The sequence below is a fragment of the Lacticaseibacillus rhamnosus genome (genome assembly GCF_900636965.1).
Classification (GTDB): Bacteria; Bacillota; Bacilli; order Lactobacillales; family Lactobacillaceae; genus Lacticaseibacillus; species Lacticaseibacillus rhamnosus.
The window spans coordinates 1,457,827-1,471,659 of the sequence record NZ_LR134331.1 but is presented as its reverse complement, the minus strand read 5'-3'; the positions used below and the strand labels follow the sequence as shown (position 1 = coordinate 1,471,659).

Sequence of the window (13,833 nt, the reverse complement as noted above, 5' to 3'; positions counted from 1 at the left end):
AAGGATACGCAGGTTAGCGGAGGAGGAAGCGCACATGGCCATCCAGTTACCGGGTTTGACGATGAAGAACCCCTTTATGCCCGCCAGCGGGACATTTGGGTTTGGCGAAGGTTACGCCAAACAATATGATCTCAATCTATTAGGTGCTTTGGTTACCAAATCAACGACTTTAATGCCCCGAATCGGCAATCAAGGCAAGATTTATGCTGACGGGCCAAGCAGTACGCTGAATGCGGTTGGGCTAAAAAACCCCGGAGCAGAGGTCGTGTTACACGAAAAGCTGCCGTGGCTCGCGTCCCATTACCCAGACTTACCGATTATCGCTAGCATTGCGGGCGCCGATGTTGCTGAATATACAGCAGTAGCCAAAAAGTTAAGCGCCGCCCCAAATGTAAAAGCGCTAGAAGTCAACATCTCGTGCCCGAATGTCGACCAAGGCGGCATGGCGTTTGGAACCGATCCCTCCGTGGCCGCTGCGGTAACAAAAGCAGTCAAGGAAGCTAGTTCCGTTCCTATCTTTGTTAAATTGACGCCGAATGTAACGGATATTACTACGATTGCCAAAGCTGTTGAAGCAGCAGGTGCAGATGGGATTTCTTTGATCAATACCTTTGTCGGCATGCGCTTAGATATCCAAACTGGCGAACCGATTTTGACCAATGTAACCGGTGGCGTTTCCGGACCGGCGCTGTTCCCGATGGCGTTGCATATGGTTTATCAAGTCGCGCACACGGTTCACATTCCGATTATCGGGATGGGTGGCGTCAGTTCCGGTCATGACGTCGCCGAGATGCTGGCAGCCGGTGCCAAGGCAGTCGCCATCGGTTCAGCTAATTATTACCAAGAACAGGCAATCCCCAAAATTGCCGCAGAATTTGCACGTATTCAGGAAGGACAGGCGGTATGACACCCATCATTGCACTCGACTTCAAAGATCAGGCTACCACGCTAGATTTTTTAAAGGCTTTTCCTCAAACCGAACGATTATTTGTCAAAATCGGCATGGAACTTTTCTATGCGGAAGGGCCAGCCGTTATCAAAGCGATTCAAGCCGCTCACCCTGTCGACATCTTTTTAGACTTAAAACTACACGACATTCCCAATACCGTTGAAAAGGCGGCGTGGCAGTTAGGGCGGTTAGGGGTCGCGTTGACAACAGTCCATGCAGCTGGCGGCAAAGACATGATGTTAGCAGCCAAGCGCGGGTTATTAGCCGGTGCCAAGGCAGCCCACCAGCCGGCACCAAAAATGTTGGCCATTACCCATCTAACCTCCACTGATCAAGCTATGTTGGAGAATCAGTTATCGATTGATATGCCAATTAGCCAGGCGGTTCAACGATTAGCAGCGATCGCCCAGGCCAGTGACGCAGATGGCGTGGTTGCGAGTGCTTTAGAAACACCACTCATTCGCAGTGTCACCAAACCTGATTTTCTGGTGGTAACCCCGGGTATTCGTCCGCGCGGCACCGCTGTGGGCGATCAAAAACGCGTCGTGACACCAGGCCGTGCTAAACGTCTGGGCAGTTCGGCTATTGTCATCGGTCGCCCGATTACGCAAGCTGATGACCCGGTTGCAGCCTATCAATCAATTAAGAAAGCGTGGGAGACAGCACATGACTAAATTAGAAAATCAAATTGCCAGCGACTTGTTACGAATCAAAGCGGTAACCTTACGACCAGAAGCACCGTTTACTTGGGCAAGTGGTCTAAAAAGCCCGATCTATACCGACAATCGGCTCACAATCGGCTACCCAGACGTTCGTAGCAAAATCGCAGCTGGATTGGCACAAGAGATTGTGGCCCATTATCCTGATGTGACTGCCATTGGTGGCGTTGCGACTGCTGGCATTCCCCATGCCGCATTGGTTGCCAACTTACTTAACCTGCCACTGGTGTATATTCGCAGTAAGCCTAAAGATCACGGTCAGGGACGCCAGATCGAAGGCCACCTTTCTGCAGATGCCAAGTTAGTCGTCATTGATGATTTGCTGTCAACCGGTGGCTCGGTTCTTGGAGCCGTTGCCGCCGCGCAAAAAGACGGCGTGAACGTTCTCGGAGTCGCAGCAATTTTCAGTTACCAACTCGCCGCGGTGACAGCAAACTTCGCCAAAGCAGGGCTACCGTTCTTCACGTTGACGAATTACACAGCCTTGATTCAAACCGCCGAAGCGCAAGGGGCGATTACGAGTGCCCAATTGGCTTCGTTGCATCAATGGCGTGAAGATCCGGCCAAGTGGGGCGTCCAGTTTTAACGACCATAAGCTTGTGACGATACTGCACAAGTAGGACTCTTATGATACCTAAAAATCGGATGGAAGATTAAAAATATCTTGCATCCGATTTTTTTGCGTATATTAAAAAGGTGAGAGTAGTATTAAGCCAAAATTAACTATGGACTAAATATGCCATCTTCTGTTAATATTCTCATAACAATCATCACAAGCGGATGGTTATTTTGATTTATATAGATCCAACATTATAGAAGAGGTGAAGTCCCATGGCAGATTCGGCAAATAAAGAGTTAACAGCTGCTGCACATGCACTAGCTGAGGAAGAAGCCGGCAAAGAAAGCGGGCTGGTTGAAGATCGGCACGCCAAGCAAAAGTCTTCCAAATTAACGGTGACAGTTTTTCTTAATAAGGTCTTATCAGGTACCGCTTTGGGTGTCATTATCGGCCTCATTCCCAATGCCGTCTTATCCGGCATTCTGAAATATCTGGGTACGAATACATTTGCGGTGACGTTGACACAGATTGCCGTCATTTTTCAACTTGCCACGCCATTGATTATCGGGGGCTTGATCGCCTTACAGTTCGAATTGAATCCCATGCAGATGATGGTGACAGCTGGAGCGGCATTTGTTGGCTCCGGAGTCGTTAAGTTTAATCCGGCGCTGAAAGCCTATGTGGGTTCAGGTACCGGCGATTTGATCAATACCATGATTACTGCCTCGATTGCCGTACTTCTCCTGATCTGGATTAAAGATCGGTTCGGTTCAACGGCAGTAGTGGCCATGCCGATTCTGGTTGGTTGTGGTACGGCTTATATAGGTGTCTTACTGCTACCGTTTATTGCGGCTTTCACAACCGCCATTGGGGAACTCATCAACAGCTTTACCACCTTGCAGCCAATTCTCATGGCCATTTTAATTTGCTGCTCGTTTGCTACTTTGATTATCAGTCCGATTTCAACCGTTGCCATTGGGCTAGCCATTCAACTGAACGGTATTTCGGCAGGCGCATCGGCTATGGGTGTGGCGGCAACTGCTATTGCGTTGGTTGTTTTCTCCTGGAATGTCAATAAATCCGGCGTGACGCTGGCAATTGCACTGGGCGCAATGAAGTTAATGATGCCCAATCTGTTTAAACATCCGATTATCCTACTGCCGTGTCTATTCACCGCCATCGTTTCTGCCATTCCGGTTGCGCTGCTAGGGGTCAGCGGAACCCCACAATCAGCCGGTTTTGGTATGGTCGGTATGGTCGGCCCACTAGCTTCATTAGATGCCGGGCTGGCAATTCCCTTGGTCTTACTGTGCTGGTTCGCGGTGCCAATTGCCGCTGCACTTTTAAGTAAGTTACTATTTGAAAAAACATTCAAGCTATTTGATAGTAAAGTTGTCTTTAAGTTTTTGGGATAGGGTAGTACCAGCAGATGAATCAAAAAATCGATCTTGAGCAGCAATCAACATGCTAGCTTAAGGTCGATTTTTTGTGGTTTAAAGTTAGCAGCAATCTTAGCGCACTAAAGCCAGCATACTTACTCCAAATGCTTGTGTCCTTGAGCATCGTATACACGGTGATCATTGATTGTCACTTTGTCGTTCACGGCCTGGGCTAAATCAATTCCTTTTATTTCAGCGATTCCCAGCAGGTAAATGGTAACATCTGCCAGTTCTTCAGCGATATTAGCTTGATCGTGTTTAAGCAACGCTGTCGTCAATTCCGCCATTTCATGATAAGCCAGCAGCATTTCAAAGTTAGTGTCGGTGGTATTCCAGCCATGTTTGACTTTGTTGGCGATGATATGTTCCTGAAGTGGGCGGCTGATTTGGGCTGATGATTCTGACATAAACATGCATCTCCTATTTTGTCGGCGGGTTGCGCAGCTTGGCGACTAAATCAGCGTCAGGCGTTACACTCACTGTTTTTTGGCCTTCGTAAATGACAAAGCCGGGTTTGGCTCCATTAGGCTTACGAATCTTTTTAACCTCAATCCAGTCAACCGGAACATTGGCACTGTCGCGCGCTTTGGAAAAATACGCTGCCAGCTCGGCTGCTTCCAGCAAGGTTTTCTCACTGGGATCACTGCTGTCGATAATCACGTGTGATCCCGGGATATCTTTGACGTGCAGCCAAATGTCAGTTTTCTTCGCGGTGTGTAAGGTCAACTGATCATTTTGCAGGTTGTTTTTTCCGACCCAGATTTTAGTGCCGTCACTGGCATAGAATTGATCTGGTTTGGAGACTTTTTGGCGTTTATTGCCTTTTTTCCCGGACTTCTGTTTACGCAGATAGCCTTGTTGCTGTAATTCCAATCGAATATCGACTAAATCTTTCGGACTAGCTACATCAATCTGCGCCATAATGCCTTCAAGGTAGTCGAGTTCTTCTTGGTTTTCTTGCATTTGCTGGTGAACATGTGCCACTGCATTGCGTAATTTCGTATACTTGGCAAAATATTTCTGGGCGTTGCGTGATGGCGTCAGCTGATTGGACAAGGTGATCTTAATCGGCTCATTATCAGCATAGAAATTAGGCAGTTCAATACTCGTCATGCCGCGTTTGACTTGACTCAGATAAGTCGTCAGAATCTCGCCGCGAATTCGATAATCATCGGCTTTTTCGGTTTCTTCCAGCGTTCGCTTTAATTTGCGCTGCTTTTTGCGATCTTTATCAATCACATTCTTGATCACATGAATCAGGTTGCCGCCTTGTTGCAAAACCCGGTCATGTTCCGCTTTTTGCGCATAATAGGCATCCAGCATCGCGCTTAAGGTTGAAAAATGTTGCTGTTCGCCGGTCAGAGACTGATACGGGATCGCGGTAAAAACGGCTTTTTTCCCTTGGGTTGTAATAGTCGGTTCAGGTGTTGCCAGCGCCGCAAAAAAGCTATCCCAGCCGGCATCGCCTTGATTGAGTCGCAGGGCCAATTCAGATGCAGAATCCTTAGCAAGTCCTTGGTAATGTTGCTGAAGCAAGGTGGCGCGACTCAATGAAGGTGTTACCTGACGTTCAAGTTCGTGATAAATCCGCTCCGAATCATGAAACGGATCCACTTTATCTTGCTTAGGCGGCTCGACATACGGGGCACCGGGCATCAACGGACGATAGCGATTTTGATCCGCAGAAACGTGGCGAATGAGATCAATAATTTTGCCGGTGCGCTTGCTGACTAAAAAGATGTTACTGTGCCGACCCATCATTTCAATGATCAAGCGCAGCCCCAGTTCATCCCCCAATTCATCCCGCGTGGAGAATTCAAAGTGTAGTACCCGATCGTTTTGCACTTGGTGAATCTCTGTTAACGTAGCCGCGTTAAAATACTTCCGCAACGTCATCGTGAAGGTTGCAGGAACGTCTGGATTTGTAAATGGAATGTGGGTAATTTGCACCCGCGCATACTGTGGATTAGCTGAGAGCAACAAGGGATGGTTCTTGCGTCCAGCTCGAATCGTGATGATAATTTCATTTTCATAAGGTTGTTGAATTTTAGCAACCCGCCCGCCGCTTAACGTGGTATTAAGCTCCTGGGCCATGGCATGGGTAAAAATTCCGTCAAAAGACATATCGATCCGCTCGCTTTCCAATTGTCCCAATCATTTTACCGGTTTTAGGCGCGTAAGGCAAAGCTGTCAACGTCACGTGACATGCCGGATTAAAAAGATATCTGTGAATAACGCCCGACTGACGCTCACATACCATTTTCCATCAAGACTAATTATCGTCTGTTAGTGGTAGGCAATAGTCGTCACAACAGGTAAAATAGATTTGATAGTGTAACCGAAACGACTAGGCTAACCCGGCTTTCTAATCTTCGCGCATAATATTTTGGGATTGATCGCTCTCGGCAGCGTCTGGTTCGTAAAATTGCTCAGCATGGGGCAGGGCAGTTAAAAAGTTATTCATGAAAGGGTATTGGGAAAAATGAAGGGCAAACGAAGCATTCTATTGCTTGTTACAGTGGTTTTAATTGCCGCGGCGGTATTATTGGGCGTTGTCAAATACCAGCACGTTCAAGGCGAAAAGCAACAAGCCGAAAAAACTCAGGTGATTTTGAATAATCTTAAGCAACAGTATGGTCAACCACAAAAAAACGACACCCAACGTCTGCAAACACTTAAAAAGTTAAAAGCAGCCGAAAAGCGTTACGCCAAACAGACTAACGCGAGCAATGAAGTCCTGGCGCGTTATCAAAACTATGTCGATCGCGATGTTAAATATTTTCAGGACCAGAATAACGCGTTACTCAAAGACAATACGTTGACAAAAAAAGCGCTCAAAGAAATCTCAGTCACCGACTTACAAAAGAAACTTGATGGAATTGAGAAATTGCTGGCTAATCTCACCAAGCAAGGCCTTGTTGTCTACAATCGCGATGTTTTACAAACAATTAAGCAAAAGGCCAGCAAGTTGAAGCGGGCGTATCAGAAACAAATCGCTCAAAAAGCACCGGAAAAGCAAAGCCAACCTGCAGAAACGCAGACAACTGCTGATAACGCCACTACTTCGACACCTGCAACCAATCAGACCACAACAAGCGATGCGGCGACGAGTTCAACTAACGCCAACACGGCTGGGGCTGCGAATACGTACGGTAACAATACTGCCAATACCTCAAGTTCTCAGTATACTTCTCCCTATTACAGTGGCTATGGCTATGGCAACTGGAATCAAACTGGCGCGGCAACCGGTAACACAACAGGCACTTCCAATACAACGCCCGCCACGCCGCCAACCACATCTAATGAACCCGGGGATGATACGGCTGCAACTTCCAGTGACACCGCAACATCGGGCAATGACAGCAGTGATACGACCGGTACAACTAGCAGTCAAACAAGCGGAACTGCCCAAACTGGTGAGGGGTCCAATTAATCAGCTAAAGCTTTTGGGTTTGACTCAAAAAGCCACGAACCTAACTGCTCCAAACCCAGCCAAACGTGCTTGGATTTCCGAGCGCTCCTGGTTGCGCGCTGCTTACAACTCGTTTTTTTATGGTATGATGTAGACAATCATTTTTGAAGAAGTGGGTGCCTGTATGAAAATTGCTATCGTGACGGATAGTACCTGTTATCTGCCGCAAACCGAAATTGATCAACATCACATCACTGTGGTGCCGATTCCGGTCATTCTTGACGGCGAAGTTTATGACGAAGGTAAAGATATTACCACACAAGAATTTTATGCCAAACTCAAAACTGCCAAAACGTTTCCAAGTACCACGCAACCACCGCTGGGCGAAATGCTGAAGTTATATGAAAATCTTGCTAATGAAGGTTACGACACCATTATTAGTATCCACTTAGCCAGCACAATCTCCGGGTTTGTGAATACTTTAAAGGGTGCGGTTGACGAGGTTCATGGCGCTAAAGTTTATGTTTATGATTCCCAGATCACGGTCATTTTAATGGGTTGGCTGGTGCTGGCAGCCGCACAAATGGCAGAAGCCGGCAAAGACCCGCAAGCAATATTAGCGCGCCTGGATGATTTACGGGCAACCATGGGTGAATACTTTATTGTCAACGACTTGCAGAATCTGGTTCGAGGCGGTCGGTTGAGCAATGCTTCGGCCTTTATCGGCGGCATGCTGAAGATCAAGCCGTTACTGACGTTTGATGATCAATCGCACAAAATCGTTGCAATTGAAAAGATACGTTCGATCAAGAAAGCTTACGCGCGTGTTGAAACACTTTTCCAGGAAACATTGGCGAAGGTTGACTATCCTGTTCGAGCGGTCGTAATCCACGCAAACGATCCGGAAGAAGCGCAGCGCTGGATGGCCGATCTGGAGCAAAAGTTTCCGAATGTACCGTTCGAGCTATCTTACTTTGGCCCGGTTGTCGGTACCCATCTGGGCGAAAAGGCGATTGCGTTGGCATGGATGAAAGATTTTACGAAAGCTTAATTTCAAGTCGCGTATCAGCGCGGCTTTTTTCATTGAGGAGATGGCGGTATGTTTTTTGATCACCCTTTAGCAAAGGGGACTATTTTGAGTGAGACCCCGCATTATCATGGCCCGATTTTTGACATTGTGACGCAAAAAATCAAAACGCCTGATGGCCTAACCGTTAAACGTGACTTAATTCGGCATGCTAACGCGGTGGCAATGTTGGCGTTGACTCATGACAATCGGGTGTTAATTAATCGTGAATACCGCGTGGCGACGAACAGTGAAGTTTATGCGTTGCCCGCCGGCTTAATCGATGCCGGTGAAGATTGGCAAACTGCCGCCAGCCGGGAACTGCGCGAAGAAACCGGCTATATCACGCATGATCTTCAGTGGTTAACCGCCGTCCGTTCAAGCGAAGGCATGACGGATGAAACCGTCCATCTCGTCTTGGCAAAACTTGATTTGGCGGCCAAAACTTCTCAGGATTTTGATCCCGATGAATTTGTCACCAGCCGGCTCGTGCCATTCAGCGAACTAGTCGCCGGAGTTAAAAGTGGCAAAATCAATTCCGCTCAGACGGTAGCAGCGGTCACTTATTACTTAGCCTTTGTCGCCAAAAAATAAAGCGCACATTTTTGTCATTTTATGACGAATGAATAACCAACTTTAACCAAGTCAATCCGCATCATTAGCAAATTCTGTTGCGTACTGGCTTGGTTTTTTAATAACGTGATTGCGCAAAAAATGAGCAGACACGATTGTACTCATATGGATATTTATGCATAATATATTTACATTTTTCGATATAACGGGTAAACTCTAAGACAATTAAGAAAGCAGGTGGCGTAATGTTACGCAACAGTATTGCCGGGCTGCCGGATTATGTCTCAGACAGCACCCCGGAAAGAATCGCCAAAGCGGCCGGTTTGGCTAAAATGACGCGCTTGTCATTCAATGAAAATCCGGTCGGTACCTCGCCAAAGGTCCAGGCAGCGCTTGAAAAATGGGCCTTTTCCCAGGCACGCAATTATCCTGATCCGGATGCTTTGCCATTGCGGACCGCGGTTGCCAAACGGTTGGGCGTTCCAGCGGAGCAATTACTTTTTTCCAGTGGGTTAGACGAAATGATTGCTTTGATTTGTCGCACCTTTTTAGAAGTAGGCGATGAGAGCCTACAACCTTGGCCGACTTACCCGGAGTACCAGTTACAAGCCGCCATTGCCGGAGCCACAACGATTAATGCCCCCGTGATTGCGGCGACCGGGGAGATTGATCTTGACGCGTTATTAGCCCACATCACGACAAAAACCAAAGTGATCTGGGTGTGCAACCCAAACAATCCGACAGGTACTTATTTGCCCCCGGATCAAATCACGCAGTTTATGAAGCAGGTGCCGCCCAACATTCTCGTTGTCGTGGACGAAGCGTATATCGATTTTGTCGATCAGCCCGAGCCATCCACGCTATCGTTAACCCATCAGTTTCCCAATCTGCTCGTCATGCGAACCTTCTCGAAATTATACGGGTTAGCAAATTTCCGGGTTGGCTTCAGTATTGTTCCTAAAGCACTCATCCCCAAAATGCAAAATGTTCGTCTCCCGTACAACATCAGCGGCATGAGTCAGGCAGCGGCTTTAGCGGCCTGGGAAGATCAGACATTCACACGCAAGGTAAAACAACAGATTTTTGCCACCCGGAAGCAATGGGATCAATTTTTTGACCAGCACCAAATCCGCCATTATGCCACGCAAACCAATTTCATGCTCTATCAGGTCAATGATCCGCAAGCACTGGGCACTTTCCTGAAACAGCACGGTTATCTGGTGCGAGACAGCATGGTTCCTGGCTGGATTCGTCAAAGCTTTGGAACGCCAAAGCAAGATGCGGAAGTTCAACAACTGTTACTGACTTTTTTAGGAATCAAACAGACTTCAAATATTAGCTAATTTTTGCATATTTGTTTATAAAAATGCCAAAATAAAAAAACAAATAATCGATCATTGAAAAAGTTTTTTGCCGCACATTCAAAAAATATGGTTGACAATTTTTAAAATGTCGTTATGATGAGAGTCACATTAAATCAATAGCCATGAAGTTGTGATTAGACCAAGTAGGTTGGCACCAATCCACAGAGAGCGCCGATTGCTGAGAACGCGTGATTGACCGACTGAACACACATCTAAGAACTTGATAGCCGAACCGAGTAAGCTATCACGCACCCGTTGCGTTATCACCGCTGCCAATAACAGTTCGCGCAAGCCGACATGGGATTGGTAGATGAGGTTTGGGTCGTAAGGTCCAGACAAATTGAGGTGGTACCGCGAAGTTGATTCGCCCTCGAAAACGTTAAAAACCGTTTTCGAGGGCGTTTTTTTGTTGAATTCGTTTCGATTTTTCCCAACAAAACGTACACGCGATCACTTAATGACCACTGCTTCGTGCAAACGGAAGGAGCAACCCTATGTCAAATCGACACTTACCAGTCGGCACCCGCGATGAATTCGGTCCCCGGGCGATTCGTAAAGAAAATCTCATTCAAATGATGAGCCACCGATTCATTGCTTCAGGGTATGAGCGCGTTAAAACGCCATTATTGGAATACCGTGATGTTTTCCAGCCATTGACGGTTCGCGGTGAACAACCTTACCAAATGTTAGATGATGCCGGAGAGGCGGTTGTGATGCGTCCTGACCTCACATTACCGTTAGCGCGTTTACTGAGTACCACCAGCATTCAGCCTCCTGTTCAATGGTGGTATGTGGGAGACGTTTTTCGAGTCCGAAAAAGCTTAAGTGGTACCTATAACCAAATGACACAAGCCGGTATCGAATTAATCGGATACGCCTCGATAAAAGCCGAATGGGCCTGCTTGAGCGAAGCAACCCGGATCTGTGAAGACTTGGGATTAACGGACCTAACCTTGGAATTGTCTGATGCCCAGTTCGTATCGCAAGTCATGCAGGCATTACCACTTGATCCAGCGACAGCATCCGCATTGCAAGCAGCATTTTTCAAAAAGAATCTCAGTACCTATCAACAACTCATTGCGCCATTACGTGCGGAACCGTTATACCCATTCTTGCAGCAATGGCCATGGTTGTTCGGTGAGGCTGCCACGATTTTCACTCAGCTTGCCCAACTGTTGCCGCCAACGTTACTGCACAGTCGCCTAAAGCCATTACAACAAACTGTTGCTTTTCTTCAACATCAATTTCCCCAAGTCACGATAACCGTTGATTTAACCAGCCAACCGCCACAATCTTACTACACTGGGCTATTTTTCCACGCCTACGCCAGTGATAGTCGTCAATATCTGTTTAGTGGCGGACGCTATGATCAACTGTTGGCCAGCTTTCAGCAAGACCTGCTGCCAGCTGTCGGCTTGGCCTTTGATGTGGACGCCTTAACCGATATTTTGCCGGATGATCCCAAACCGGCCCTCACACTGGTTTATGGCCGTCCGTCTCAATGGCAAGAGGCCGCGGCAGTCGTTGCGACAACCCCGCACGCACAACTTTGCCTAGTCGATTCGCTTGCTGAAGCCAAGACGATGGCGCAAAAGTATCACGCCAAATTAATCGATTTATCCCCAAAGGAGGCAATGCAATGACCCTCACAATCGCCTTGGCAAAAGGGCGCACGACCACTCAGGTTTTGCCATTACTCACTGCAGCAGGCATTGACTGCCAGGCACTTTCGAATAAAAGCCGCCGTTTGATTTTTACCGAAAACCCTGACTACCACTTTATTCTTGTCAAAGCCGCGGACGTTCTCACTTATTTGAATCGCGGAACCGTTGATATCGGGATTGTGGGTTCAGATGTCCTTGAAGAACAAGGCCATCAGCAGTTTGACATGCTTGATCTTAAAACCGGCCGGTGCCGATTCATCCTAGCTTCAACACCCGACTTTGATCCGCAAAAAACCAAACGCAAATTGATTGCCACCAAATACCCCCATCTTGCTCAGCGCTATTTTCAAAGCCAAGGTGAAGATGTTGAGATTATCAAGATTGAAGGATCGGTAGAATTGGCGCCGCTCACGGGGATGGCAGATGCCATTGTCGATATCACCGAAACCGGCACCACCTTACGCGAAAACAACCTCAAGATTTTTGCTACTTTAACGCCCGTTTCAACGCATCTGGTGGTTAATCGATTAGCGTTAAAACAAAAAAAGCCGGCCATTTACCAGCTTATTCAGTCGCTACAACAAGTTCGCCCTCAGGAGGCTTAACATGAAAATTCTTACCGGTACCTTAACCGAGCTTCAACAACAAGTGACCACCCGCCAGCAAACCGTTGCCCAGAATCCGGCAGTGCAAACCACCGTTCAAAAAATTCTGGCAGACGTCAAACTAAATGGGGATAAGGCTTTACTTGCCTACAGTGCCAATTTTGATCATGTCACTATCTCCGACCTCCGCGTACCACAAGCACAAATCGATGCCGCAATGGCTGATCTCTCGCCAAAATTACTGGCAGCATTAACCCTTGCCCAAAAAAACATCACCAGTTTTCACCAGCTAGAAATGAGCCAAGGCTTTATTGATAGCCCATATCCCGGTGTTATCCGTGGTCAAAAACTAACCCCACTAGCCGCGGTAGGTTTGTATGTCCCAGGCGGCACCGCGGCTTATCCTTCCACGATTCTAATGACCGCAATTCCGGCTAAACTCGCAGGGGTCAAGAAAATCGTCATGGTAACGCCGCCACAAGCAAAAGGTTTAAATCCAGCTGTATTGGCGGCCGCAAAACTGGCAGGGGTGGACGAAATTTATCAGATTGGCGGTGCACAAGCGATTGGCGCATTGACTTATGGCACTGAAAGTATTCCCAAAGTCGATAAAATTTTAGGCCCCGGAAATCGCTACGTTGCTGAAGCTAAAAAACAGGTTTTTGGCGATGTTGCGATTGATATGATCGCTGGCCCATCCGAAATCGGCATTATTGCTGATGATTCAGCAGATCCGGTACGGGTGGCAGCTGACCTTTTGTCACAAGCAGAGCACGATCCAAACGCGCGCGCAATGTTGGTGACGACCAGTCCAGCGCTGGCAGATGCCGTCAGTAAGGCGGTTGACTCACAACTACTAAGTTTGCCGCGTAAGGCGATTGCACAAGCAGCGATCACCAACCAAGGTTTTATCGCGATTGTCCCTGACGTAGCTTCTGCATTTTGCTTAATGAATACCATCGCCCCGGAACATTTGGAAATTCAATTACCTAATCCAATCACTTATCTCAATGAAATTCACAATGCCGGTTCCGTTTTCTTAGGTGAAAATGCCGCCGAACCAGTTGGCGATTATGTTGCCGGGCCAAATCATGTTTTGCCAACAGCCGGATCGGCACGATTTTTCTCACCACTGGGCGTTTATGACTTCGTGAAGCGCACTCAATTCATTCAATATAGTGCCGCGGCATTGGCAACTCAAGCAGATGCAATTGTGACGCTGGCACAAACTGAAGGACTGGATGGGCATGCGGAAGCGATTTTGAAACGGATTAAGCGTTAGAGCATGTTTTTATGAGTTGAAATGATGTTTTAGGACGTGCTCCCCGGCGCAGAAGTCTGCGTGTAAGGACCTTAAGCGCAATGGCCAAAACCGGGCCATCATGCTTAAGGCCACTTACACTCCGACTTTTAACCGCGCTGGCTCGCGCTCTCACCATAACGCGCTCCCCGGCGCAGGGATCTGCGTATAAGGACCTTGGGC

The 13,833-nt window shown here is 47.6% G+C and carries 13 protein-coding genes and 1 other annotated feature; of the genes, 11 read left to right on the top strand and 2 right to left on the bottom strand.

Annotated elements, in window-relative coordinates:
• Window positions 1-34: 34 nt before the first annotated feature.
• From EL173_RS07575 to EL173_RS07560, 4 genes are all read left to right on the top strand, one after another.
• Window positions 35-907, top strand: coding sequence for a dihydroorotate dehydrogenase (locus EL173_RS07575; protein WP_014571339.1), 873 nt, complete (start codon window positions 35-37; stop codon window positions 905-907).
• Complete coding sequence (pyrF, locus tag EL173_RS07570; protein WP_005689377.1) at window positions 904-1,623, top strand: orotidine-5'-phosphate decarboxylase; 720 nt, start codon at window positions 904-906, stop codon at window positions 1,621-1,623. The genes EL173_RS07575 and pyrF overlap by 4 nt, the downstream gene beginning before the upstream one ends.
• A complete protein-coding gene (gene pyrE / locus EL173_RS07565) occupies window positions 1,616-2,254 on the top strand; it encodes an orotate phosphoribosyltransferase (RefSeq protein ID WP_005689376.1) in 639 nt (212 codons plus the stop codon). The genes pyrF and pyrE overlap by 8 nt, the downstream gene beginning before the upstream one ends.
• A gap of 245 nt (window positions 2,255-2,499) precedes the next feature.
• Window positions 2,500-3,642 carry a PTS sugar transporter subunit IIC gene (locus EL173_RS07560; RefSeq protein ID WP_005687468.1) on the top strand — a complete coding sequence of 381 codons (1,143 nt, stop codon included), beginning with the start codon at window positions 2,500-2,502 and terminating at the stop codon, window positions 3,640-3,642.
• 119 nt (window positions 3,643-3,761) lie between these two features.
• Here the strand turns inward: EL173_RS07560 and EL173_RS07555 are convergent, their stop codons facing one another.
• Entirely contained in the window at window positions 3,762-4,073 is a 312-nt protein-coding gene (locus tag EL173_RS07555; protein WP_005687469.1) for a MazG-like family protein, read from the bottom strand.
• Between the two features lie 13 nt (window positions 4,074-4,086).
• Window positions 4,087-5,790, bottom strand: coding sequence for an NFACT RNA binding domain-containing protein (locus EL173_RS07550; RefSeq protein WP_005689374.1), 1,704 nt, complete (start codon window positions 5,788-5,790; stop codon window positions 4,087-4,089).
• Window positions 5,791-6,148: 358 nt separating this feature from the next.
• Between EL173_RS07550 and EL173_RS07545 the strand changes: the two genes are divergently transcribed.
• The 7 genes from EL173_RS07545 (at window position 6,149) to hisD (ending at window position 13,632) form a co-directional block, all read left to right on the top strand.
• Window positions 6,149-7,099: a hypothetical protein gene (locus EL173_RS07545; RefSeq protein WP_005689371.1), complete on the top strand. Its 951-nt coding sequence runs from the start codon at window positions 6,149-6,151 to the stop codon at window positions 7,097-7,099.
• Window positions 7,100-7,262: 163 nt separating this feature from the next.
• Window positions 7,263-8,129, top strand: coding sequence for a DegV family protein (locus EL173_RS07540; RefSeq protein WP_005687475.1), 867 nt, complete (start codon window positions 7,263-7,265; stop codon window positions 8,127-8,129).
• A gap of 48 nt (window positions 8,130-8,177) precedes the next feature.
• Entirely contained in the window at window positions 8,178-8,738 is a 561-nt protein-coding gene (locus tag EL173_RS07535) for an NUDIX hydrolase (protein ID WP_005687478.1), read from the top strand.
• A gap of 224 nt (window positions 8,739-8,962) precedes the next feature.
• A complete protein-coding gene (hisC, locus tag EL173_RS07530) occupies window positions 8,963-10,060 on the top strand; it encodes a histidinol-phosphate transaminase (protein WP_005689367.1) in 1,098 nt (365 codons plus the stop codon).
• 142 nt (window positions 10,061-10,202) lie between these two features.
• Window positions 10,203-10,456 (top strand) — a binding site (T-box leader).
• A gap of 119 nt (window positions 10,457-10,575) precedes the next feature.
• Window positions 10,576-11,724, top strand: coding sequence for an ATP phosphoribosyltransferase regulatory subunit (locus EL173_RS07525; RefSeq protein ID WP_005689366.1), 1,149 nt, complete (start codon window positions 10,576-10,578; stop codon window positions 11,722-11,724).
• Window positions 11,721-12,350 (top strand): ATP phosphoribosyltransferase, encoded by a 630-nt coding sequence (hisG, locus tag EL173_RS07520; RefSeq protein ID WP_005689364.1) that lies wholly within the window; start codon window positions 11,721-11,723, stop codon window positions 12,348-12,350. Before EL173_RS07525 ends, hisG begins: the two co-directional genes overlap by 4 nt.
• 1 nt (window position 12,351) lies before the next feature.
• Entirely contained in the window at window positions 12,352-13,632 is a 1,281-nt protein-coding gene (gene hisD, locus EL173_RS07515; protein WP_005689362.1) for a histidinol dehydrogenase, read from the top strand.
• The last annotated feature ends 201 nt before the right edge of the window (window positions 13,633-13,833 follow it).